At 55.1% G+C, this 22,943-nt stretch carries 26 protein-coding genes; 15 read left to right on the top strand and 11 right to left on the bottom strand.

Going from position 1 to position 22,943, the window contains the following annotated elements; translation table 11 throughout:
* Positions 1 to 75: 75 nt before the first annotated feature.
* The 8 genes from rsxA to ACIP6T_RS04635 are packed head-to-tail and all read left to right on the top strand — an operon-like array spanning position 76 to position 6,616.
* A complete protein-coding gene (gene rsxA, locus ACIP6T_RS04670; protein WP_007893776.1) occupies positions 76 to 657 on the top strand; it encodes an electron transport complex subunit RsxA in 582 nt (193 codons plus the stop codon).
* Positions 657 to 1,235 (top strand): electron transport complex subunit RsxB, encoded by a 579-nt coding sequence (rsxB, locus tag ACIP6T_RS04665; RefSeq protein ID WP_097094067.1) that lies wholly within the window; start codon positions 657 to 659, stop codon positions 1,233 to 1,235. The genes rsxA and rsxB overlap by 1 nt, the downstream gene beginning before the upstream one ends.
* Positions 1,228 to 3,381: an electron transport complex subunit RsxC gene (gene rsxC / locus ACIP6T_RS04660; RefSeq protein ID WP_400455617.1), complete on the top strand. Its 2,154-nt coding sequence runs from the start codon at positions 1,228 to 1,230 to the stop codon at positions 3,379 to 3,381. The genes rsxB and rsxC overlap by 8 nt, the downstream gene beginning before the upstream one ends.
* Positions 3,382 to 4,440: an electron transport complex subunit RsxD gene (gene rsxD / locus ACIP6T_RS04655; RefSeq protein WP_400455614.1), complete on the top strand. Its 1,059-nt coding sequence runs from the start codon at positions 3,382 to 3,384 to the stop codon at positions 4,438 to 4,440. It begins immediately after the preceding gene.
* A 2-nt stretch (positions 4,441 to 4,442) separates the two neighbouring features.
* Positions 4,443 to 5,078, top strand: a complete 636-nt coding sequence (gene rsxG, locus ACIP6T_RS04650; protein ID WP_400455611.1) for an electron transport complex subunit RsxG — start codon at positions 4,443 to 4,445, stop codon at positions 5,076 to 5,078.
* Positions 5,071 to 5,772, top strand: a complete 702-nt coding sequence (locus ACIP6T_RS04645) for an electron transport complex subunit E (protein WP_097094071.1) — start codon at positions 5,071 to 5,073, stop codon at positions 5,770 to 5,772. Before rsxG ends, ACIP6T_RS04645 begins: the two co-directional genes overlap by 8 nt.
* On the top strand, positions 5,769 to 6,404 hold the full coding sequence (gene nth / locus ACIP6T_RS04640; protein ID WP_400455608.1) for an endonuclease III: 636 nt from the start codon (positions 5,769 to 5,771) through the stop codon (positions 6,402 to 6,404). The genes ACIP6T_RS04645 and nth overlap by 4 nt, the downstream gene beginning before the upstream one ends.
* 26 nt (positions 6,405 to 6,430) lie before the next feature.
* Positions 6,431 to 6,616, top strand: coding sequence for a hypothetical protein (locus tag ACIP6T_RS04635; RefSeq protein ID WP_400455606.1), 186 nt, complete (start codon positions 6,431 to 6,433; stop codon positions 6,614 to 6,616).
* A 160-nt stretch (positions 6,617 to 6,776) separates the two neighbouring features.
* Here ACIP6T_RS04635 and ACIP6T_RS04630 read toward each other — a convergent pair whose 3' ends face one another.
* Positions 6,777 to 7,466: a CTP synthase gene (locus ACIP6T_RS04630; RefSeq protein ID WP_097094073.1), complete on the bottom strand. Its 690-nt coding sequence runs from the start codon at positions 7,464 to 7,466 to the stop codon at positions 6,777 to 6,779.
* A gap of 653 nt (positions 7,467 to 8,119) precedes the next feature.
* On the opposite strand from ACIP6T_RS04630, the gene dtpA reads away from it, so the two are divergent.
* The 3 genes from dtpA to gstA all read left to right on the top strand — a co-directional run bounded on the left by dtpA (position 8,120) and on the right by gstA (position 11,369).
* A complete protein-coding gene (gene dtpA / locus ACIP6T_RS04625; RefSeq protein WP_097094074.1) occupies positions 8,120 to 9,625 on the top strand; it encodes a dipeptide/tripeptide permease DtpA in 1,506 nt (501 codons plus the stop codon).
* Between the two features lie 156 nt (positions 9,626 to 9,781).
* Positions 9,782 to 10,663, top strand: a complete 882-nt coding sequence (locus tag ACIP6T_RS04620) for a LysR family transcriptional regulator (RefSeq protein ID WP_400455603.1) — start codon at positions 9,782 to 9,784, stop codon at positions 10,661 to 10,663.
* A 100-nt stretch (positions 10,664 to 10,763) separates the two neighbouring features.
* Positions 10,764 to 11,369 carry a glutathione transferase GstA gene (gstA, locus tag ACIP6T_RS04615; protein WP_097094076.1) on the top strand — a complete coding sequence of 202 codons (606 nt, stop codon included), beginning with the start codon at positions 10,764 to 10,766 and terminating at the stop codon, positions 11,367 to 11,369.
* A gap of 174 nt (positions 11,370 to 11,543) precedes the next feature.
* Here the strand turns inward: gstA and pdxY are convergent, their stop codons facing one another.
* The 5 genes from pdxY to anmK form a co-directional block, all read right to left on the bottom strand.
* Positions 11,544 to 12,407, bottom strand: coding sequence for a pyridoxal kinase PdxY (gene pdxY / locus ACIP6T_RS04610; RefSeq protein ID WP_176519181.1), 864 nt, complete (start codon positions 12,405 to 12,407; stop codon positions 11,544 to 11,546).
* A gap of 52 nt (positions 12,408 to 12,459) precedes the next feature.
* The gene (gene tyrS / locus ACIP6T_RS04605) at positions 12,460 to 13,734 is read right to left on the bottom strand and encodes a tyrosine--tRNA ligase (protein WP_400455601.1); all 1,275 of its coding nucleotides are present in this window, start codon (positions 13,732 to 13,734) and stop codon (positions 12,460 to 12,462) included.
* A 139-nt stretch (positions 13,735 to 13,873) separates the two neighbouring features.
* Positions 13,874 to 14,530: a pyridoxamine 5'-phosphate oxidase gene (pdxH, locus tag ACIP6T_RS04600; protein ID WP_097094079.1), complete on the bottom strand. Its 657-nt coding sequence runs from the start codon at positions 14,528 to 14,530 to the stop codon at positions 13,874 to 13,876.
* Positions 14,531 to 14,552: 22 nt separating this feature from the next.
* Positions 14,553 to 14,828, bottom strand: a complete 276-nt coding sequence (locus tag ACIP6T_RS04595; protein ID WP_400455598.1) for an MliC family protein — start codon at positions 14,826 to 14,828, stop codon at positions 14,553 to 14,555.
* A gap of 63 nt (positions 14,829 to 14,891) precedes the next feature.
* Positions 14,892 to 16,013, bottom strand: coding sequence for an anhydro-N-acetylmuramic acid kinase (anmK, locus tag ACIP6T_RS04590; RefSeq protein WP_097094081.1), 1,122 nt, complete (start codon positions 16,011 to 16,013; stop codon positions 14,892 to 14,894).
* Between the two features lie 273 nt (positions 16,014 to 16,286).
* Between anmK and slyB the strand changes: the two genes are divergently transcribed.
* Positions 16,287 to 16,754, top strand: a complete 468-nt coding sequence (gene slyB / locus ACIP6T_RS04585; protein WP_097094082.1) for an outer membrane lipoprotein SlyB — start codon at positions 16,287 to 16,289, stop codon at positions 16,752 to 16,754.
* Positions 16,755 to 16,794: 40 nt separating this feature from the next.
* Here the strand turns inward: slyB and slyA are convergent, their stop codons facing one another.
* Positions 16,795 to 17,232 carry a transcriptional regulator SlyA gene (gene slyA / locus ACIP6T_RS04580; protein WP_007892783.1) on the bottom strand — a complete coding sequence of 146 codons (438 nt, stop codon included), beginning with the start codon at positions 17,230 to 17,232 and terminating at the stop codon, positions 16,795 to 16,797.
* 151 nt (positions 17,233 to 17,383) lie between these two features.
* Between slyA and ACIP6T_RS04575 the strand changes: the two genes are divergently transcribed.
* The 3 genes from ACIP6T_RS04575 to ACIP6T_RS04565 are packed head-to-tail and all read left to right on the top strand — an operon-like array spanning position 17,384 to position 20,492.
* A complete protein-coding gene (locus tag ACIP6T_RS04575; protein ID WP_097094083.1) occupies positions 17,384 to 17,620 on the top strand; it encodes a DUF1656 domain-containing protein in 237 nt (78 codons plus the stop codon).
* Positions 17,621 to 17,626: 6 nt separating this feature from the next.
* Positions 17,627 to 18,484, top strand: a complete 858-nt coding sequence (locus tag ACIP6T_RS04570; protein ID WP_097094084.1) for an HlyD family secretion protein — start codon at positions 17,627 to 17,629, stop codon at positions 18,482 to 18,484.
* A 7-nt stretch (positions 18,485 to 18,491) separates the two neighbouring features.
* A complete protein-coding gene (locus ACIP6T_RS04565; RefSeq protein ID WP_400455594.1) occupies positions 18,492 to 20,492 on the top strand; it encodes an FUSC family protein in 2,001 nt (666 codons plus the stop codon).
* Here ACIP6T_RS04565 and ACIP6T_RS04560 read toward each other — a convergent pair whose 3' ends face one another.
* From ACIP6T_RS04560 to ACIP6T_RS04545, 4 genes are all read right to left on the bottom strand, one after another.
* On the bottom strand, positions 20,493 to 20,960 hold the full coding sequence (locus ACIP6T_RS04560; protein ID WP_400455592.1) for a hypothetical protein: 468 nt from the start codon (positions 20,958 to 20,960) through the stop codon (positions 20,493 to 20,495).
* A gap of 130 nt (positions 20,961 to 21,090) precedes the next feature.
* Positions 21,091 to 21,609, bottom strand: coding sequence for a superoxide dismutase [Cu-Zn] SodC (gene sodC, locus ACIP6T_RS04555; protein WP_400455589.1), 519 nt, complete (start codon positions 21,607 to 21,609; stop codon positions 21,091 to 21,093).
* Between the two features lie 81 nt (positions 21,610 to 21,690).
* Positions 21,691 to 22,587 carry an aldo/keto reductase family oxidoreductase gene (locus tag ACIP6T_RS04550; protein WP_400455587.1) on the bottom strand — a complete coding sequence of 299 codons (897 nt, stop codon included), beginning with the start codon at positions 22,585 to 22,587 and terminating at the stop codon, positions 21,691 to 21,693.
* Positions 22,588 to 22,659: 72 nt separating this feature from the next.
* Positions 22,660 to 22,899, bottom strand: a complete 240-nt coding sequence (locus ACIP6T_RS04545) for a DUF1289 domain-containing protein (RefSeq protein ID WP_097097546.1) — start codon at positions 22,897 to 22,899, stop codon at positions 22,660 to 22,662.
* Between the last annotated feature and the right edge of the window lie 44 nt (positions 22,900 to 22,943).

The following is a 22,943-nucleotide window of genomic DNA, read 5'->3' as shown; positions in this document are numbered from 1 at the left end:
CACAAGCGGCGTGAAGGTTGAGATGCACCTCTCAATTCCGGATAATAGACGCCTTTCGGCTTCCCAGGTTAAAAAATGACCGATTATTTACTTCTCTTTATTGGCACCGTGCTGGTGAACAACTTCGTGTTGGTCAAATTCCTCGGCCTTTGCCCATTTATGGGCGTGTCAAAAAAACTGGAAACGGCCATTGGCATGGGACTTGCCACCACTTTCGTGATCACGCTGGCGGCGATCTGCGCCTGGCTGGTGAATCATCTGATCCTGGTACCGCTCGATCTGGTTTATCTGCGTACCATGGCCTACATCCTGGTCATCGCGGTGGTGGTGCAGTTCACCGAAATGGTGGTGCGTAAAACCAGTCCGTCGCTCTATCGTTTACTGGGCATCTTCCTGCCGCTGATCACCACCAACTGTGCGGTGCTGGGTGTGCCGCTGCTGAGCGTCAACCTGAACCACACTTTCCTGCAGGCCGCGCTGTATGGCTTCAGTGCTTCACTCGGCTTCTCGCTGGTGATGGTGTTATTCGCCGGCATGCGCGAACGTTTAGTGCTGGCTAACGTCCCTGCACCATTCAAAGGCAATTCGATCGCGCTGATCACCGCAGGTTTGATGGCGCTGGCCTTCATGGGCTTCACCGGGCTGGTGAAATTCTAATGACCGCGATTTGGATTGCTATTGCGGTACTCGCGGCGCTGAGCCTGGTGTTTGGCGCCCTGCTCGGTTACGCCTCGCGTCGCTTCGAGGTGGAAGAAGATCCAATTGTTGAGCAGATTGATGCCATTCTGCCGCAGAGCCAGTGTGGTCAGTGCGGCTATCCCGGCTGCCGCCCGTACGCGGATGCGGTGGGTAATAACGGCGAGGCAATCAATAAATGTGCGCCCGGTGGCGAGCAAACCATGCTCAAGCTGGCATCGCTGCTCAACGTTGAACCACAACCGCTGGACGGCGGTGCCGAGGTGCTGGAGCCGATCCGTACCGTGGCGTGGATCGATGAAGCGAACTGCATTGGCTGCACCAAATGTATTCAGGCTTGCCCGGTTGATGCCATTGTAGGCGCCACGCGCGCTATGCATACGGTGCTGAGCGACGTCTGCACCGGCTGCGACCTCTGCGTTGCGCCTTGCCCAACCGACTGTATTGAGATGCGCCCGGTTGCCACCACCACGGCCAACTGGAAGTGGAATCTCGACACCATTCCTGTACGGGTGATCCCGGTAGAAACCCATGCTTAATTTGTTCAACCTGTTCCGCAAAGAGAAACTGTGGGATTTTCAGGGCGGCATCCATCCGCCGGAAATGAAAACCCAGTCAAACGGTACGCCGCTCAGCCAGCTACCGCTGCCTGAACGCTTTATTATTCCGTTGAAACAGCATATTGGCCATGAAGGCGAAATTTGTGTCACACCCGGTGACAAGGTGCTGCGCGGGCAGCCGCTGACGTTTGGCGGCGGACGCATGTTGCCGGTGCACGCGCCGACCTCCGGCACCATCGAAGCCATTGCACCACATATGACGGCGCATCCTTCCGGTTTATCGGAGCTGTGCATTTTCCTGCGCGCCGATGGCGAAGACCGCTGGACCACGCTCGATCCGCAGCCCGATTATCGCGCGCTCTCACGTGAAGACGTCGTTAAGCGTATCCACGATGCCGGTATTGCTGGTCTGGGCGGTGCGGGCTTCCCCACCGCCACCAAACTGCGCGGCGGCCTGCGCGGCGTCAAAACGCTGATCATCAATGCTGCAGAGTGCGAGCCGTATATTACCGCCGACGATCGCTTAATGCAGGATTGCGCCGCAGAAGTGCTGGAAGGTTGTCGCATTCTCGCCTGGGTACTGCAGGCTGAGCGGGTGTTGATCGGCATAGAAGATAATAAACCGGAGGCGATTGCCGCGCTGAAAAAGGCCTTAGGCGGCGATCGTGAACTGCAAATTCGCGTCATCCCCACCAAATATCCGTCCGGCGGCGCCAAACAGCTCACGCAAATTCTGACCGGACTCGAAGTCCCGCACGGCGGACGATCCACCGATATCGGTGTACTGATGCAGAACGTGGGCACCGCGTGGGCGGTGAAGCGCGCCATCGTTGACGGTGAACCGATTACCGAACGCGTGGTAACGCTGACCGGTGAAGCGCTGGCACGCCCGCGCAATGTGTGGGGACGGCTTGGTACGCCGGTTAGCCACCTGCTGCAGCACGCAGGCTTTACGCCAGGATCACGTCAGATGGTGGTCATGGGCGGTCCGCTGATGGGCTTTACTCTGCCATCGCTGGATGTGCCGCTGGTGAAGATCTCCAACTGCATTCTGGCCCCTTCCGCCAGCGAAATGGGCAACGATCAGGAAGAACAATCCTGCATTCGCTGCAGTGCCTGCGCCGATGCCTGCCCGGCCAAGCTGCTGCCTCAGCAGCTGTTTTGGTATAGCCAGGGCGGCGATCACGACAAAGCCCGCGCGCACCATATCGATGACTGCATTGAGTGTGGCGCCTGCGCCTATGTTTGCCCAAGTAACATTCCGCTGGTGCAATATTATCGCCAGGAGAAGGCTGAACTGCGCGCTATCGACCTCGAGGCGCAGCGCACCGCCGAAGCGAAGGCCCGTTTTGAAGCGCGGCAGATGCGTTTAGAACGCGAAAAACAGGCGCGTGAAGCCCGCCATGAGCAGGCTAAACAGCGCGTGGCGAGTAGCGATCAGGGTGAACGCGATGCTGCCGTGGCACGCATTAAAGCACGTCAGGAAAAAACGCCGGAACAAGATGCTGCCGAACGCGAAGCGCGTCATGCTCAGGCCTTAGCCCAGCAGGCCGAGAAACAAGCCGAAACTCAGGCGCTGAGCCGACAATCTGTTGATCCGCGCAAAGCTGCGGTTGAAGCGGCGATTGCGCGCGCTAAAGCCAAAAAAGCCGGAGCGCAACCAGCTGAGATAGCGCCGGCCGAGGAGGCAGAAGTCGATCCGCGTAAAGCCGCAGTTGAAGCGGCGATTGCCCGCGCTAAGGCTAAAAAGGCCGCCGCCGCGCAACCGGCCGAAGCCACACCGGCGGCTGAACCGGAAGTCGATCCGCGCAAAGCCGCGGTTGAAGCGGCGATTGCCCGCGCTAAGGCTAAAAAGGCCGCCGCTGCGCAACCGGCCGAAGTCGCACCGGCGGCTGAACCCGAAGTCGATCCACGCAAAGCCGCAGTTGAAGCGGCGATTGCCCGCGCTAAAGCCAAAAAGGCGGCGGCTTCTGCCGCGCAGCCGTCAGAAGTATCAACACCGCCTGAAGTGGAGGCTGCTGCCTCTCCTGACCCCGCCGACCCACGCAAAGCGGCGATTGCCGCTGCGGTCGCCCGTGCCAAAGCGCGTAAAGCGCAGCAGCAGCCTTCGACGACTGAGGAATAAATGGCTTTTCGTATTGCAAGTTCTCCTTATACCCACAACCGCCGCAGCACCGGCAATATCATGCTGTTGGTGGTACTCGCCGCGCTGCCGGGCATGGCTGCACAGTGGTATTTCTTTGGCATTGGATTCCTGATTCAGGTTTTGCTGGCCATCGCCACCGCATGGGCAACCGAAGGGGCGATTCTGCGCCTGCGCAAAGCTCCGGTGGTGCCAACCCTGTCTGATAACTCTGCTCTGCTTACCGCGCTGCTGTTGGGTATCAGCCTGCCGCCGCTCGCGCCGTGGTGGTTGGTGGTGTTAGGCACGATTTTCGCCATCGTTATCGCCAAACAGCTGTACGGCGGCTTGGGGCAAAACCCGTTCAACCCAGCCATGGTTGGTTACGTGGTGCTGCTGATCTCCTTCCCGGTGCAGATGACCAGCTGGCTGCCGCCTGATAGCTTACAGGCCATCAAGCCCGGTCTGATGGATTCGCTCAGCATGATCTTCACCCACCACACGCTGGCCGGTGAGACCATGCAGCAGCTTCAGCTCGGCGCTGATGGGGTTAGCCAGGCGACACCGCTGGATACGTTCAAAACCGGTCTGCGTGCCGGACACAGCGCCGAACAGCTGCTGGCCGAGCCAATCTATACCGGCGTGTTAGCCGGCCTGGGCTGGCAGTGGATTAATCTCGGTTATTTATTGGGTGGCGTATTGCTGCTGGCAAAAAATGCCATTCGCTGGCATATCCCGGTAAGTTTCCTGGTTTCGCTGGCGTTCTGCGCCACGCTCGGCTGGCTGTTCGCGCCGGAATCGCTGAATTCACCGCTGATTCACCTGTTCTCCGGCGCCACCATGCTGGGTGCGTTCTTTATTGCTACCGATCCGGTAACGGCATCGACCACTAATCGCGGACGCCTGGTTTACGGCGCGCTGATTGGCCTGCTGGTGTGGTTGATTCGTAGCTTTGGCGGCTATCCGGACGGCGTCGCTTTCGCAGTATTGCTGGCTAACATTTGTGGGCCGCTGATTGATTACTACACCCAGCCGCGCGTTTACGGCCATCGCAAGGATTGAAGATGATCGAGGCTATTCGTAAAAATGCGGTGACGCTGGCAGCTTTTGCTGTGATTACCACCGGCGTGACGGCGGTGGTTAACTATGTCACGAAACCCACGGTAGAACATCAAACTGCACTGCAACAAAAAAATCTGTTAGATCAGGTGGTGCCGACCGATCTGTACGACAATCATATCCAGCAAGAGTGTTTTCTGGTGACTGATGCCGTGGCGCTCGGTAATGATAAGCCGCACCATCTCTATCTCGCGCGTAAAGGCGACCAACCGGTGGCGGCGGCGCTTGAGACCACCGCGCCAGATGGCTATTCTGGGGCGATTCAGATGTTAGTTGGTGCCGATTTCCATGGCAAAGTGCTGGGCGTGCGCGTTGTTGAGCATCATGAAACGCCGGGGCTCGGCGATAAAATCGAACTGCGTATTTCCGACTGGATCAACAGCTTTAACGGCAAAGTGATCCACGGTGCAGATGATAAAAGTTTTGCGGTGAAAAAAGACGGCGGTGAATTCGACCAATTTACCGGCGCAACCATTACGCCTCGCGCCGTGGTGAATGCCACTAAGCGCACCGCGCTGCTAATTGAAACACTGCCAGCGAAGCTCGCTTCGTTGCCTGAATGTGGAGATGCAAATGAGTGAAGCCAAAAATTTACTGGTCGGCGGACTGTGGAAAAATAACTCTGCGCTGGTCCAGCTGCTCGGCCTGTGTCCGCTGCTGGCGGTCACCTCCACCGCCACAAACGCCTTAGGCCTGGGTTTAGCAACTACGCTGGTGCTGACCATCACCAACAGCGCAATTTCAGCCTCGCGCCGCTGGGTGCCTGCGGAAATCCGTATTCCTATTTATGTCATGATCATTGCGTCAGTGGTGAGCTGCGTGCAGATGCTGATCAATGCCTATGCATACGGTTTGTATCAGTCGCTCGGCATCTTCATCCCGCTCATCGTCACCAACTGCATCGTGGTGGGCCGCGCCGAAGCGGTTGCGTCAAAAAGCAGCATTCCATTGTCCGCGCTGGATGGCTTTGCCATCGGCATGGGCGCCACCTGCGCGATGGTGACGCTGGGGTCGATTCGCGAACTGATTGGCAGCGGCACGCTGTTTAACGGAGCGGATCAGCTGCTAGGCCCGTGGGCCAAAGCGCTGCGCATTGAAGTCGTGCATTTTGATTCACCGATGCTGCTGGCGATGCTGCCGCCGGGCGCCTTTATCGGCCTTGGCATGTTGTTGGCGGGTAAATACCTGATCGATCAGAAGATGAAACAGCGCGCGGCCCTTCGCGCCGCAGCACCAGACGTAGAGCCGCAGGGCGCAGCCGGGAAAGTGGTGTGAATAAAGAGAAACGTCACCAGATTTTGACGCGCCTGCGCGATGAGAATCCGCATCCAACCACCGAACTGAACTTCAGCTCGCCGTTTGAATTGCTGATCGCGGTACTGCTTTCCGCACAGGCGACAGACGTGAGCGTCAATAAAGCCACCGCTAAGCTCTATCCGGTGGCGAACACGCCGGCGGCCATATTGACGTTGGGCGTCGATGGCGTGAAGGAATACATCAAAACCATCGGCCTGTTTAATAGCAAAGCCGAAAACGTCATCAAGACCTGCCGCATTTTGCTGGAGCAACACGCTGGCGAAGTGCCGGAAGATCGCGCGGCGCTGGAAGCGTTGCCGGGCGTGGGCCGCAAAACCGCCAACGTGGTGCTTAATACCGCGTTCGGCTGGCCGACCATTGCCGTTGACACCCATATTTTCCGCGTCAGCAATCGCACCCGTTTTGCCCCCGGCAAGAATGTCGAGGAAGTGGAAGATAAGCTGCTCAAAGTGGTACCAGCCGCGTTTAAGGTTGATTGTCATCACTGGCTAATTTTGCATGGCCGCTATACCTGCGTGGCGCGTAAACCGCGCTGCGGATCCTGCCTGATCGAAGATTTGTGTGAGTTCGACGCCAAAACCGACCTGTGACACGCTGCCGATAGCCACGCAAAATCGTGCGCTGGTTGCAAGCGTTAGGCATTGCTTCCTTGCTCGAAACCCAGCGTGCAGACATCGCCATCGCCGCGCGGCACTGCGATATCGTGTTTGATGCGGTCGGCGGGGACATCGGGCAATCGATTTGGCAAGCGCTGCCCACGGCGGCGGTTTTAGGCGCTTTGGCCGCTGTTACGTGTCAGTGATTGCGGTGAGGTAGAGATTTTCCCGCTGGCACAATGGCGCGAGGCGATCCACTACTATCATCAATCGGGCCGGGATCGTAAACCGTTGTTACAGCTATTGTAATAACGGTCGCCATGAATGGCGACCGACTGCTTTACGCGATTGTCGTCAGGTGCAGGTTTAGCCTGCGGCGGCCTGCAGCCAGGCGACCACCAGCGGTGATAACCGATTTTGTAGCGCCGCCCGCTCAGACTGGAATAACGTGGCGACGAAGAATGGGTGATCGGTTAACTCAATGCCGCGCACGTCGCCTTCAAGATCCCAGGAAGTCACCCGTAGATTTTGTGTCGCCAGTGCATCACTGAATTCCGCATTAACGCCAAAGTTGCAGTGATAGCCTTCATCACTCTGCAGGGCGCCATAAGCACGCGCAATGCGCGAGTCTGGCTGGAAGCTAACGGTACCGCGCTGTTCCACCAGCGAACAGGCCAGCGGCGCAATCACCCAGCGGCCAGCAGGATCGGTTTCGGCATGCGAGGCATCTGCCCAGCCCAGCACATTACGCGCGTACTCCACGATGGCATACTGGAAGCCCCCGCAAGATCCCAGAAAAGGCTTTCCGCTTTCACGCACCCAACGCAGTGCGGCAAACACGCCTTCATCATTAAGATAAGGACTTCCCGGCACCAGCCAAATCGCATGGTAGTCGGCGAGGTTATGCTGCTCGAGTTCAGGCGTGGCAATCCAGTTTGCGTTGACGTTCAGGGAAAGGGCTTGTGCGGCAAGTTGTATAGCGGGAGGAATAGCCTGATGTGCTACGGCATTTGCACGGTAATCGCCAATCAGGGCGACACGAATCGACTGCGTCATGATTACGTCCTTTCAGGGAAAAAAGGAGGTTACAGCAAAGTTGCCACGCTGTCTAAATAGCAAAACCGGTTTCATTTTCTGCCTTTCGTTTCCACGCATTGCGTTTAAAGCAGCATCTTTATGCGGTATAAACCGCCTTAAGGTGAGGAAATATTCGACAATCGCCAGCGGCGCAAACGTTTACTTCTTTTGCCGATTTAATTAATTCGTGGTTTTGTGCGCAGGATCAATTAATTAGCGTTCTGGAATCTTTTGACTGCTTAATATGCTCATCAATCAATCTATTGTGCTTACATTGTGAGCATAGACAATAAAATAATTGGTATAAATTACGTACTTTAGCGTTATATTCCAAAAAACAGCGCAGAAGCAGTTTATATCAGGAAAAAGCGCTTCCAGATCTCCATTTAGCATCTTTCTCCTGATATAATACGGCACAGCAAGATTTAACACTGATTTACAACTTCGTATAACGGCATTAACCCTACCTATTGCAAGTATTTCAGCGTGCAGAAAATGCTTGCCCTGATGGACTGATTCAGCCAAATTAGTCGCCGTTTTTCCTTTCTAATAACAATGTTGCGCGGGATTACCCAGCCCGACGCAGACTTAATTCCTGTCGCAAAACAGGCTATGTATAAACTGAGGTACATGTGTCAACTGCAAACAAACACACTGAAGGGGCGCCAAGCCTCAACGCTTTTAAGCAACCCAAAGCGTTTTATCTGATCTTCTCCATCGAGCTATGGGAACGTTTTGGCTACTACGGCCTACAGGCCATTATGGCGGTTTACCTGGTGAAGCAGCTGGGGATGTCCGAAGCGGACTCCATTACGCTGTTTACCTCGTTTAGCGCGCTGGTTTACGGTTTAGTCGCCATTGGCGGCTGGCTCGGTGATAAAGTGCTGGGCACCAAACGTGTGATCGTGCTGGGCGTTATTGTACTGGCGCTGGGCTACGCACTGATCGCTTTCTCCGGCCATGACACCTCAATGGTCTATATCGGCATGGCGACCATCGCCGTCGGTAGCGGCTTGTTCAAAGCGAACCCCTCCTCCCTGCTTTCGACCTGCTATGAGAAAGATGATGCGCGCCTCGACGGTGCTTTCACCATGTTCTACATGTCGATCAACATTGGTTCGCTGTTCTCCATGATGCTGACACCGTGGCTGGCGGCAAAATATGGCTGGGGCGCGGCGTTCTCGCTCTCCGTGGTGGGTCTGGTCATCACTCTGCTGAACTTCCTATTCTGCCAGCGTCTGGTGAAGAATTACGGCTCCAAGCCTGATTTTGCTCCCTTGCAGATGGGTAAATTACTGATGACGCTGGTCGGCGTAGTGGCGTTGGTTGCGCTGGCGGCCTGGCTGCTGCATCACCAGAGCATCGCACGCATGACGCTGGGCGTAATTGCCGCGGGTATCGTAGTGATCTTCGCTAAAGAAGCCTTTGCTCTCAAGGGCGCTGCACGTCGTAAGATGATTGTCGCCTTCCTGCTGATGGTTGAAGCGATTGTGTTCTTCGTGCTCTATATGCAGATGCCAACCTCGCTCAACTTCTTTGCTATCCGCAACGTTGAACACGCGATTCTTGGTATCACTTTTGAGCCAGAACAGTTCCAGGCGCTGAACCCGTTCTGGATTATGCTGGCGAGTCCGATTCTGGCCGCGGTGTATAACAAGCTGGGTGACAAAATGCCGATGCCGCACAAATTTGCCATCGGTATGGTGCTGTGTTCAGGTGCTTTCCTGGTGCTGCCGTTTGGTGCCAAATTTGCCAATGACGCCGGGATCGTCTCTGTTAACTGGTTGATTATTAGCTACGCCCTGCAGAGTATTGGCGAGCTGATGATTTCCGGCCTGGGCCTGGCGATGGTGGCGCAGCTGGTCCCTCAGCGTCTGATGGGCTTTATCATGGGTTCATGGTTCCTGACCACCGCCGGTGCCGCGATGATTGCCGGTAAAGTCGCTAATCTGATGGCAGTACCCGAAAATGTAACCGATCCGCACGCTTCGCTGGCCGTTTACAGCCAGGTATTCCAGCAGATTGGTATCGCCACCGGCGCAATCGCTCTTCTGATGTTGATCACTGCGCCGCTGCTTAATCGCATGACACAGGATGATGAACAAACTGAACTGAAACGCGCTAGCGCGAATCAGTAAAATCAAAGCCGGGCATGTCCCGGCTTTTTTTCGCCCACTCTCTCATCTTCCCATTGTTCGCATCCCCTTTCCTTTAACGTTTTCTGCCGTCAACGCTTCGCTTTTCACTCACTTAACTTCATCATGACAGCTCACGGTTAGCAGACGGGAACAATCATGGACAGGTTTGATGAGCTAGAGGTATTTGTTGCTGTCATTCAGCAAGGCAGCCTGGCGGGTGCCGCGCGTCTATTACAGCGATCGCCACCGGTTATTACCCGTACGCTGAATACGCTCGAAGCGCGTCTTGCAACGACCTTAATTGAGCGCACCACGCGCCAGTTGGCACCAACGGAAGCCGGCTGGCAGCTGTTTGAACAGGCACAACGTTTGCTGAGTGACTATCAGCGTGCCGTGGACAGCGCTCATCATAGTGGCCTGCACGGCCTGCTGCGGGTAACGGCGCCGGTGCAGTTCGGCCGCCGGCACGTTATGCCCTTAGTCAACGCCTTCTTGCAGCGGCATGCGGAAATGCAGATAGAAGTGGTGCTGAGCGACAGTTATCAGGATCTGATCGAAAACGCTCTGGATATCGCCCTGCGAATCGGCGAGCTGCAAGACTCCTCGATGGTGGCGCGTCAGGTTGGCAGCGTAAGTTCAACGCTGGTTGCTAGTCCTGAATACCTAACACGAGCTGGAACGCCAACGCATCCCGCTGAGCTCGCGCAACATGCCATCGTGACGAGCCTGCGTCATACGCGTGAATGGCGTTTCGCCCAGGATTTGCGGGTGCGTATTGCGCCGCGTCTACGTGTAAATGATGTGGAGAGCCAACTGGAAGCCCTGCGTAGCGGCCAGGGTATCGGTCGTTTATTGTCGTATCAGGTTATTGACGATATCCATGATGGTAAGCTTTTGCATTTACTGCCTGAGTGGGAACCCGCACCGTTGCCGGTACAGTTGGTGACACAACGTGTTAAAAATATGACGCCCAAAGTCCGGCATTTTTGGGATTTTGCGCTCGAAAAACTGCCGTTACTGCCCTGCTTTGCTGAATAAAAGCTGAAGGATAACCGCAAATCCTGAACGCGATCATTGGTAAAAATAGCGGGCAGACTTATGCTACCTCGATCGCAACATCACTTCAGGAGAAGCCTCGATGAAACTCTATTGCAAGCCCGGAGCCTGTTCACTTTCACCGCATATCGTCGCGCTTGAATGCGATTTGGACTTTACGCAGGTCAATGTCGATCTGCAGAAGAAAGTTACCGAGCAGGGAGACGATTACTGGCAAATAAACCCGAAAGGACAAGTGCCGGCACTGCAGTTAGATGATGGCAGCATACTGACGGAAGGTGTGGCTATTGTGCAATATCTGGCGGACCTCAAACCGGATCGCAATCTGTTGGCGCCGACGGGCAGCCTGACGCGCTACCACACCCTGGAGTGGCTTAGCTTTGTGAGTAGCGAATTGCACAAGAGTTTCAGCCCGCTGTTTCGCTCGGATACGCCAGAAGAGTACAAAAACATTGTGCGTGCACAGCTGGAGAAAAAGTATCAGGCGGTGAATCAGGCGCTGCAGGATAAGCAGTGGCTGTTGGGGCTGCGCTTCACCGTCGCGGATGTCTATCTGTTCGTGGTGACCCGCTGGGCTAAAGCTATCAAGTTGAATCTGAGTGGACTGGATGCGCTGGAAACCTGGTTTAGCCGCGTGGCGGAGCGCCCTGCGGTGCAAGCGGCGATGAAAGCAGAAGGTTTGGTTTAAACATTGATGCCAGGGTGCGCATGAATGCGCACCCTACGAAAACCCGGCGATATCCACCCAAGGTCGCCATGCATGGTGCCCGATTCACGCCTAACTGAGCGGCATTAAATCACCGCACATTCTGTAGCGGCGCGATTTATCGCGCAATGAACTGCGCCGCGACAATGTGTGCGCTTAAAGCTTTTCGGCTGAGAAATGCTGGGTCGGCTTAGCAATTGCGTCCTGCGCCGCCACTAGCTGCAATTCATACTCGCCCATTTCGTGGGTTTTCAGCATCACTTCATATACCGCAGCGGTGATGTGCTCAAGTGCATCCTGCAGCGACTTACCGTGCAGCAGATCGACCAGCAGCAGACCGCTGGTAAGATCGCCCACGCCCACCGGCTGACGCACGCCAAAGTCCACCAGCGGACGACTGATGTGCCAGCACTCATCGGCGGTGACCAGCAGCATTTCAAAACGGTCACTACGGCGTCCGGCGCGCGCCAGATGCTTAACCAATACCACTTTCGGGCCCACCGCGATTAATTCGCGCGCGGCAACCACCGCCTGCTCAATATTGGATACTTCATGTCCACTGAGCATTTCCAGCTCGAGCAGATTTGGCGCGATAATATCGCTCGCAGGCAAGGCCATTTTGCAATGGAATTCCGCCACGCCCGGTGCCACGATACAGCCTTTTTCCGGATGACCCATCACCGGATCGCAGAAGAACCATGCCTTCGGATTCGCCTCTTTGACCAGACGCACGATCTCCAGAATCTGTTCGCCCTGCTCGGCCGAGCCTAAATAGCCACTCAGCACCGCATCACAGGTTTTTAAACGATCGACAGCAGCGATACCTTTGACGATATCCGTCAAATGCGTAGCAGGCATCACGGTGCCGGTCCAGTGACCGTACTGCGTGTGATTAGAAAATTGCACGGTATTCAGCGGCCAAACGTTTGCGCCCATGCGGCGCATCGGGAATTCGGCGGCGCTGTTGCCGGCGTGTCCGTAAACAACGTGAGATTGAATTGCGAGGATATTTTTCATTATTGCCCTGTACTGCCTTGCCATGAAAAAAGGGCCGGTTGCCGGCCCTCAACGCTTACTGCCAGTTAATCAGGCAGTAATGTTTTTTACCGCGACGCAACAGCGTGAAGCGTCCAAACAGTTTATCGCTATCGCTGAAGCGGTACTCAGCATCTGACTGCTTTTCACCGTTAAGTGATACCGCGTTAGCACCGATCATGGTGCGTGCCTGACCGCGTGATGGTACCAACTCTGCTGCCACCAGCGCCTGCTGCAGATCGTCTTCCGCATTCAGCGTAATGGTTGGCATACCGTCCTGCGCCAGCTGCTCGAAGTCAGCTTCGGTCATTGCGCTCAGGCTGCCTGAGAACAGGCTTTCGGTAATACGCTGCGCCGCCGTCAAACCGCTTTCGCCATGCACCAGACGCGTCACCTGCTCGGCCAATACATATTGCGCACGCGGTGCTTTACCGCTGTTTTTATCTTCTTCTTCCAGCGCATTGATCTCTTCAATACTCATGAAGGTGAAGAATTTCAGGAAGCGATAAACGTCGGCATCCGCCGTGTTGATCCAGAATTGATAGAACTTGTACGGACTGGTTTTCTTCGCGTCCAGCCACACCGCGCCACCTTCGGTTTTGCCGAACTTAGTGCCGTCAGATTTGGTGATCAGCGGTACGGTTAACCCCCAAGCCTGCTGCTGATGCAGACGGCGCGTCAGATCGATACCTGATGTAATGTTGCCCCACTGATCGGAACCGCCAATCTGCAGCACCACATCGTGACGCTTGTTCAGTTCGGCAAAATCATAACCCTGCAGCAGGTTGTAGGAGAACTCGGTGTACGAAATACCCTGATCTTCGCGATTCAGACGCTGTTTCACCGCTTCACGGTTGATCATCTGATTTACGGAGAAGTGCTTGCCAATGTCGCGCAGGAAGGTCAGCACATTCATGCCGCCAAACCAGTCATAGTTGTTAGCCGCGATGGCGCTGTTATCACCGCAATCAAAACTCAGGAATGGCGCAACCTGATTGCGGATTTTATCGACCCACTCACCCACGGTTTCCGCGGTGTTGAGTTTACGTTCTGCTGCTTTAAAGCTGGGATCGCCAATCAAGCCGGTGGCACCACCCACCAGCGCGACCGGCTTGTGTCCGGCATCCTGAAAACGCTTCAGGCAGAGCAGCGGCACCAGATGGCCCAAATGCAAGCTATCAGCGGTCGGATCGAAGCCGCAATAGAGTGCAATTGGCCCTTGCGCCAGTCGCTCTGCTAACGCTTCTTCATCCGTTACCTGGGCGACTAAGCCCCTTTCTTGCAATTGTTGTATCAGGTTACTGCTGGTCATCACTGACTCCAAATTGATCAGACTGCACCTTGGCTGGTACACAGCTTTCCGCCGACGCGCGGAGACGAAAAAAAAGAGGGCTATAGCATAAAGCGCTGACGCCAACTGCGCCAGCGTTGAAAGGCGTTAAAACGTAGTTTTACGGGGCTAAGCGGTCAATCGTCCAGCCATTTTCTGTGCGCTGGTAGAGGAAGCGATCGTGCAGGCGATGTTCGCCGCCCTGCCAGAACTCCATGGTATGAAATTTAACGCGGTAACCCCCCCAGAAACTTGGCAACGGCACTTCGCCCTGCTGGAATTTCTGTTTGAGTTCGAGAAACTTGCCTTCCAGCACGCCACGTGCCGAGATGCGGCTCGATTGCTTCGACACCCAGGCGCCAATCTGACTATCGCGCGGGCGGCTACTGAAGTACTTCAGCACGTCGAGCGGCGACAGTTTTTCCACTTCACCCAGCACCATCACCTGACGTTCCAGGAAGTGCCACGGGAAGTGCAGCGAGATGCGCGGGTTCTCAGCCAGCTGTAGCGCTTTGCGGCTGCCAAGGTTGGTGTAAAACACCATCCCTTTATCGTCGTAGTGCTTGAGTAACACAATACGCTGATACGGCTGACCGCTGCTGTCAACGGTAGCCACCGTCATCGCCGTTGGATCGGGCAGCTGTGCAGCACAGGCCTGCTGCAACCACTGCTCAAACAGCGCCAGAGGCGTTTCTGGCAAATCTTTACGTCGCAGCCCACCGCGGGTGTATTCACGACGCAGATGGGCAATATTTTGCAAGCTGTCACTGTCGCTCATGCTGTTTCTCATTCTCTGACGTTTACTTAACGGACGTATCCGCGTTCTGCAATGCACAATCATTAATCACGATTTTGTTGTTACGTTCAACAAAAGCGCTATCGCCTTTTGACCAGAAGACGTAGGTACCATCACTGTAGCGCGCGCCGGATGCGGCTTCGGTTTGTGTCAGCGTCAGCGGTTTGCCATCAAGAATAAAGCTTACCTGCTGCTTTGCGTTATCTTGCGTGACCGTCAGCGGCAGCGTGCCGCACTGGTAATGCAACTGCTGCGGCGTTTGCTCTGGTTTATGCAGCATGCCGCAACCGCTTAATATCGCAATGCTCGTCAGCACTATCACCCTTTTTTTCATGTTCACCTCTTAACGTATTGGTCGGGCATTGGCCGGATAAATCGCGCCCAATACACTCATTTGTTGTGCGCCGGTTACTGCCGGCAAGTTTCCCGGTAAACCATTCAGCGTGCGAAACGCCAGCCAGGCAAATGCCAATGCTTCCATATCATCACCGCGAATGCCCGCTTCGTCGGTGCTACCCACTTCAGTGCCTGGCAGGTGTGCTGAGAGACGCGCCATCAGCAGAGGGTTCCGACCGCCGCCGCCGCATACCATCAAACGGTCGCAGCCGTGATTAAGTTGCACCTGTTGCGCAATGGTCAGAGCCGTGAGTTCACTGAGTGTGGCCTGTACGTCCTGAGGAGCCAGCGCCGGAAAACGCTGCAATTGCTGTTCGATCCAACCGAGATTGAAGTATTCACGCCCGGTACTTTTCGGCGGCGGCAGTGCAAACCAGGGATCGCTCAGCATCAACTCCAGTAGTGCAGGAACCACCTGACCGCTACGCGCCCAGGCCGCATCTTTATCATAAGGCAGGCCTTTATTGCGCCAAATCCATGCATCAAGCAGCATATTGCCAGGACCGGTGTCAAAGCCGCGTACCGGTTGCCCGGGGATCAGCAGGGAGAGATTCGCGATGCCACCAATATTCAGCACCATGCGGCGCTCTACGCTATCCATTAGCAGCGCCTGATGAAAGGCCGGTACCAGCGGCGCGCCCTGCCCACCCAGCGCCATGTCACGACGGCGAAAATCACCAATCACCGTAACCCCGGTGGCGGCGACAATCTGATTGTTATCCCCAATTTGCAGGGTATTCGGCGCATCGCTTTGCGGCTCATGCCATACCGTTTGCCCGTGACAACCAATCGCCATGATGTCGCTGGCCTCGAGCGATTGTTGCTTCATCAGCGTCAACACTGCGTCGGCGAACAGCTTGCCTAAACGCGTATCGAGTTGCCCAAGTTGCGATAGCGTGAGCGTTTGTCCCTGGCAAATCGCCAACACCTGCTGCCGTATGTCCTGCGGTATGGGATGGCAGTAGCTGGCCTGCTGCGCCACCATCTGGCCATCAATCGCTGCCAGCACCACGTCTACACCATCAAGGCTGGTTCCAGACATCACGCCGATATAGCGTCCTGATTTCATCGCGGTTCACTCCCTTAACATCATCTGGGTTAAGCCTGGCAAATTACACAGGCTAATTCTATGATAAAATTCCGCTTTTCAGCGTCACTGCGCCATCTATTCCAGCGAAGAAATATTTTCGTCATGTAATTGAATTTTTGTTGAGGGGAGATGGTCTATGCTTCGCCCAGCCGCGTTTTGTTCGGACTTAGCGTCAATTACTAGCTTTCTGTCTTATACTCTTTGCAGTACAGGATGAGAACATGGTGTTATTTTGCATTAAGGAGCGTTCTGATGATTAAGCGTTATGTAGCCGTGGCATTAGCCGGCTTAACTCTGGCAGGTTGTGCCAACAACGACACCCTCTCCGGGGACGTTTACAGTGCCAACGAAGCCAAACAAGTACAAAGTGTTTCTTACGGTACGCTGGTATCGGTTCGTCCGGTAAAAATCCAGGGTGGCGATGAGAACAATGTGATTGGCGCGATTGGTGGTGCGGTACTGGGTGGATTCCTCGGTAACACCATTGGTGGCGGTGCGGGACGCAGTCTGGCGACTGCGGGCGGTGCAGTACTCGGTGGCGTAGCCGGTCAGGGCGTTCAGGGTGCAGTCAACAAATCTGACGGTGTTGAGCTGGAGATCCGCAAGGATGATGGCAACACCATCATGGTGGTTCAGAAGCAGGCCGCCAGCCGTTACTCGGTGGGTCAGCGCGTTGTGATGGCCTCCAACGGCAGCCAGGTTACCGTTTCTCCACGTTAAGCAGGCAGATAAAAAAAACCGACGCTGGGCGTCGGTTTTTTTATTTCTCGCGGTTGTGAAATTCGAGAATGTTTTTTTCCAGTCGCGCAATCAGCGTCACCATCTGATTGATCTCCTCCAGGCTGATACCGGAGAGAATGTCATCGCGCGTCGCATCAATCACATTTTCGACCTGTTCAATGATAGGCTCAGCCTGCTTGGTCAGTTTGATACGCTTAGCACGGCGATCGTTGGCACAGGTAGCGCGCGTAATTAACCCCTTCTCTTCCAGCTGATCCAGCGTGCGCACCAGCGAAGGTTGCTCAATGCCAATCGCCTTTGCCAGCTGAATTTGCGACTGTTCTGGCGGAAGTTGATGAATGTTGTGTAACGTTACCCAGTGTGTTTGAGTCAACTCGAGCGGTTTCAAACGCTGATCGATTAACGCGCGCCAAATGCGCACTAAGCGAGATAGATCGGTTCCCAAGGGCGTATCCATTGCATCTCCTTATAATTAGCTTGCTAGCTATTAAGCCAGATTTTACACTATTCTGCGAGTTTACAGGGCAAATTACAAATCCCACCCCGGACGAAACGCTTGCTGTCTAGACTCTATTGAGATGATTCCCGGTCAAAAAGGATGATGACACGTGTCCCTAACCGCTTTTTCCACCAGCGCACCGCTAACCGATCTGGTTTTCGGCGCCTCGCTATTTTTTCCACCGCTGTTTAAAGCGGTACTGCTCGGTTTCTTTTTCTGGCTGCTGATCCACCCGCTATTGCGTGGCTGGATGTACTCCGGCGATGTCTGGCATCCCACGTTAATGGATCTTTCCCTCTTTGTACTTTGCGTTGCGAGCGCATTGTGGTTACTGAGCCTCGGATAAATCACTATGAAATTCAACCCTTTTAAATACTTTTCAACCGTAGTGATCTTTGCACTGGCTTTACTCGCGGGATGGTGGATGTGGAATTACTACATGCAATCGCCGTGGACGCGCGACGGCAAAGTGCGCGCCGAACTGGTTGATATCACGCCCGAAGTTTCAGGACGCATTGTGGCGCTTGAGGTGCGAGATAATCAGTTTGTGCACAAAGGCGACACGCTGCTCAAGCTCGATCCCGTGCCATGGCAGATTGCCGAGGCGAACGCCGAAGCGCAACTGGCTAAAGCGCAGGCCGATCTCGCCAAGGCGCAGCATGAAGCTAATCGCCGTGCGAGCCTGCCGCGCAATGTGATTTCAGCGGAGGATATGGACGCATCGCGCTTAACTGCCAATGCGGCGGCAGCCACAGCGAAAGCTGCGCAGGCCAGTCTCAATCAGGCGCGCTGGAACCTCGATCAAACGACCATCACCGCGCCCACCGATGGCTGGATCAGCAACCTGACGCTGCGCACCGGCAACTATGCCAGCGCCGGCACGCCGCTGTTCGCATTAGTCGATAGCCACTCTTATTACGTGATGGGTTATTTCGAAGAGACTAAATTGCGTCACATCCAACCCGGCGCGGCGGCAAACATTGTGTTGTACAGCAACGGCGCACGCTTAAAAGGCCAGGTGGAAAGTATTGGCCGTGCGATTTATGACCAGAGCGTCGCCAGCGATGGTGGCCTGGTACCCGATATTAAGCCCAACGTGCCCTGGGTGCGTCTGGCGCAGCGCGTGCCGGTACGTATTCGTTTGGACGCGCTGCCGGATGGCATGGCGCTGGTCGCAGGCACCACCTGCACCATTTCTATTGCCCACTGAGGCCGCGATGAATTTTCAGTGGCTGGCCTGGCAAAATTTACCCTGGATAAAAGCAACCGGTGGCGAGTGGCGCTACGCGTTGCGCAACGCTATTGCGATGTGCCTGGCATTGACCATCGCCTATGCGCTGCAACTTGACGAGCCTTATTGGGCGATGACCTCGGCGGCGGTAGTGAGTTTCCCCACCGTTGGCGGTGCGATCAGTAAAAGTTTGGGACGTATTGTCGGCAGCCTGCTTGGTGCCTCAGCGGCGTTGTTGATTGCCGGACATACACTAAACGAACCCTGGCTATTTGCCTTTTTCATGGCCGGCTGGCTGGCATTTTGCACCTGGATTGCCAATCACTACCAAAATAACGTCGCTTATGCGTTCTCGCTGGCGGGCTACACCGCCGCTATTATTGCCTTTAGCAGCGTAAATATCACCGACGTGACCCAGCTGTGGGATATCGCCCAGGCGCGTGTCTGTGAAGTCATCTCAGGCATTCTGTGCGCCGGACTCATGATGATGATTCTGCCCAGTACGTCTGATGGCAGCGCACTGATGACTTCGCTGCGCCAGATGCATGCGCGCCTGCTGGATCATGCGGTGCTGCTATTGCAGCAGGGCAGCACCGATAACGTCCGTACCGCGCATGAGAATGTCATCAGCCAGATTTTGACGATGAACCTGCTGCGTATCCAGGCATTCTGGAGTCATTACCGCTTCCGCCGGCAGAACAACGTGCTGAACTATGTGCTTCATCAGCAGCTGCGACTTACCAGCGTCCTTTCCAGTCTGCGCCGGATGTTGCTTAACTGGCCCGATGCGCCACCGGAACTCTACAATGCGATGTCTCAGCTGTTGCAAGAGCTCGCCGCACCACAGTGTGATAAGTACCGGCTGGCGCTGATCCTGCGCGGCATTACGCCGCCCGCAACCGGCGATTTTCGCCAGCGCGCCTTTGTACAGCGCCTGCGCTATTTTTGCTGGGTATACCTCAATGTAAATCGCTGGATTCGTTTAATTGAACGCGCCGACGCTGATACCCGCTTCCAGCCGCCATATGCCCCTTCGTTGGCGCGCGAGAGTGATAGCGCAGAAGCCGGCTGGAGCGCATTACGCACTTTTAGCGTGATCATGCTCGGCTGCGCCTTTTGGATCATCACCCAGTGGGATTCAGGCGCTGCCGCGCTAACGCTGACGGCGATTGCCTGCGTGCTCTACTCCTCCGCGCCTTCGCCGAGTGGTAGCGTATCGCTTCTGCTGAAAACCTTGCTATGGCTATCCGTGTTTAGCTTTGTGCTGCAGTTTGGCCTGATGGTACAGATTAGCGCGCTGTGGCAATTTTTACTGGTGCTCTTCCCGCTGCTCATCACTTTGCAGTTATTCAAACTGCAGCAGAAGAAGCGCGCAGGCATGTGGGGGCAATTTATTGTTTTTATGGGATCGTTTATTGCCGTTACCAATCCGCCGGATTGGGATTTTCAAAGCTTCCTGAATGATAATCTGGCCAAAGTGTGCGGGGTATTATTAGCGTGGTTAGCCTTTCAGGTATTGCGTCCCAGTTCCGATGCACGCCGCAGCCGTCGCCATATTCGCGCCCTGCGTCATGCCTTCCTCGATCAGTTACGTCGCCATCCACGGCTGAGTGAAAGCCATTTTGAATCGCAGATTTATCACCACATTAGTCAGCTAAGCAGTAGCCGCGATGAGCAGGCACGAGTCTGGCTATTGCGCTGGGGCGTGGTGCTGCTTAACTGTTCGCACATTGTCTGGCAACTCCGCGAATGGCAGCCCGCATCCGCGACCTTAACTCAGATGCGCGATAGCGGCCTGCAGGATTTACAGCGCATTATGAGCCTGCGTGGCGTACATCACACTGCGTTACAAGCCACGCTGGATGAGTTGGAAACGATGATTAATCAGCTTCAACGGCAGCCGGAGAGCGAAGCCAACACTCTGGCCGGTATTTTGTGGCGGCTGCGCTGCTCACTTGCACAGTTAGCGCAGGCAGTACCGGATTGATCACTGGCAATACTGGCTGGTTTGACGGTTGAAATCGTCCTGCAGCTGTTGCAGCGATTTCTGACCTTCAAACCGGGTTTTATCCTGATCGGACATGGGCTCGATCACCAGCGCCCTCTCTTCAGAAGAGTAGATAAAACGTCGATTCAGCGTGCTCCCCGTGAAACTTTTCCCCTCAATGGCACCACAAACTACCGTCATTGCATGACGATACGTTTCACTGCGGACAAAATTGGTTTCGGTGGCGCTACGAAATACATTTTCACAGCCCTGGGCTTTTAGACGCTCAACGGTGTGCTGAGTCAACCATTCGCGACCGCGGGCAATATTTTCACAGCTGCTGCGTAGCGGATTAGTATCGATGGTGCGCTGCAATTGCCGGCTGGCATCCAGACGCAGCTGCGTGTCATTCGGCTGATCGCATCCTACCAACAATAAACATAACAGCATCATCCCACGCGTTTTCATTCCTGCCCCTGCACGTTTTATTCCTGAATCAATATCATAGGACGGAAAAAACGCAGAGAGTAGCAACAAAATGGGTCAACTTTTTTCAGGCGCGATTAATGAGGGCGACAAGGCGCTGCCGCCCCAGCCGTTAAATGACGCCGCAGGCGAAACGTGCCCCGCCGCCGCCGAGCGGTTGCGGATGGTCGGCATGATTATCACCGCCAACGTGCACCATTAACGCTTTACCTTTGATTTCACTGAGAGATTTAATGCGTGGTGCAACCACGGGATAATCCGCTTTGCCCTCTTCCGTGACGAACAGCGCGGGCAGATCGCCCAGATGCCCATCGGCATAAGGCCCAAGATGTTTGCCGCTGTTTTGCGGATCGAGGTGTCCTCCCGCCGCGCCGGCCGCTACCGTTTTACCATCGGACTCACCCGGTTCGCAGCTACCTTTAGCGTGCACATGGAAACCATGAATGCCCGGCTTCAGACCGGTTAAGGCGGGCGTAAATTGCAGACCATAGGGTGTTTCGCTAATGGTGACTTTACCTATGGCCGCGCCAATGCCTTGCGCCGTGGTTTGATGCAGCGTGACTTCTTCAGAGGCAGCTTGCGCGCCAGCGGCGCAGGCCAGAGCAAGCATAACAATCAGGGTTTTCTTCATAACGTCTCCTTACGGTTGAGATACTCACTAAGCCTGGACCGCTTTCATCCAGGCTGCCGTAATTTGACGCAGTTTTACGCTTCAGGGCACATCGTAGCCGATTGCGGCTTTACGAATACGGAACCACTGTTGGCGATCAAGCGTTAACTGGCTTGCTGCCACCGCTTCGGTAACGCGTTCGGTTTTACCTGAGCCGATAATCGGCAGTGGACGACTTGGCAGTTTCATCACCCACGCATACACCACCTGCTCGATATTGCGCGCGCCAATTTCCTGCTTCACCTGTTCAAGCTCATCACGCAACGGTTGATAATGCGGATCGTTAAACAGTCGACCGCCGCCCAGGCACGACCATGCCATGGGGCGAATACGTCCCTGCTGGCACTGATCGAGCGAACCGTCCAGCAGCGCGGTTTGCTCCAGCGGTGAAATTTCCAGTTGGTTGGTGACCAAACTGAAAGGTAAGCGCGATTGCAGCAGTGTGAATTGGGAAGGCGTGAAATTAGAAACGCCAAAATGGCGCACCTTGCCGCTCTGATGCAGTGCAACAAAGGCTTGGGCAATGTCATCCGCGTCCATCAACGGATCGGGACGGTGAATGAGCAGGAGATCGAGGTAATCGGTATTGAAATGACGCAGCGAGTTTTCGGCACTGTGCAGAATATGGCTGGCTTCGGTAATGTAGTGACCGATACGGTGTTCTGGTTTTGCACGCGTTGCAATACCGCACTTGGTGACGATCTGCAGTTTTTCGCGTAATCCCGGCGCCAGCCGCAGCGCAGCGCCAAAGGCGGCTTCACACTGATAATCGCCATAAATGTCGGCGTGGTCGACGGTGGTGACGCCGAGAGAAAGATGGTGCTCAATGAATTGCACGACCTGCTGTGGCGTCATGCCCCACTCCATCAAGCGCCAGTAGCCCGCAATCAGCGGTGAAAAAGACGGTCCCTGCGGTGCAATTAGTTGCGGTTGTAACATGGTTAAACTCCCTCAATCACAAATCCAGATGGCGAAAGCAGGAGTATAACGGAACGGCAATCCAGCGCTTTGTTAAAACAGCTCTGGTTGTTGCGGATCATGATCTTCATCGAGTTTCTGCTGGCGATGCAACCGCAGCCAGCGTTGACGGCATAAACGCAGCACATCTCGCTTTTGCGCATCGGTGAGTTTCATCCAGTTAAAGCGCTCTTCCCGGCTGCGCAAACAACCACGACAATAGCCACGCGCATCACTTTGGCAAATGCCACGGCACGGGCTGGGAACAGGAAAGAACTCTAATTGTTCGGCCACATCCACTCCGGAATTAACATCTGGTTGCACAGCGATCACAGCTT

Source organism: Pantoea sp. NPDC088449 (assembly GCF_044753225.1).
Classification (GTDB): Bacteria; Pseudomonadota; Gammaproteobacteria; order Enterobacterales; family Enterobacteriaceae; genus Pantoea; species Pantoea floridensis.
This window is presented reverse-complemented; position numbering and strand designations above follow the sequence as displayed.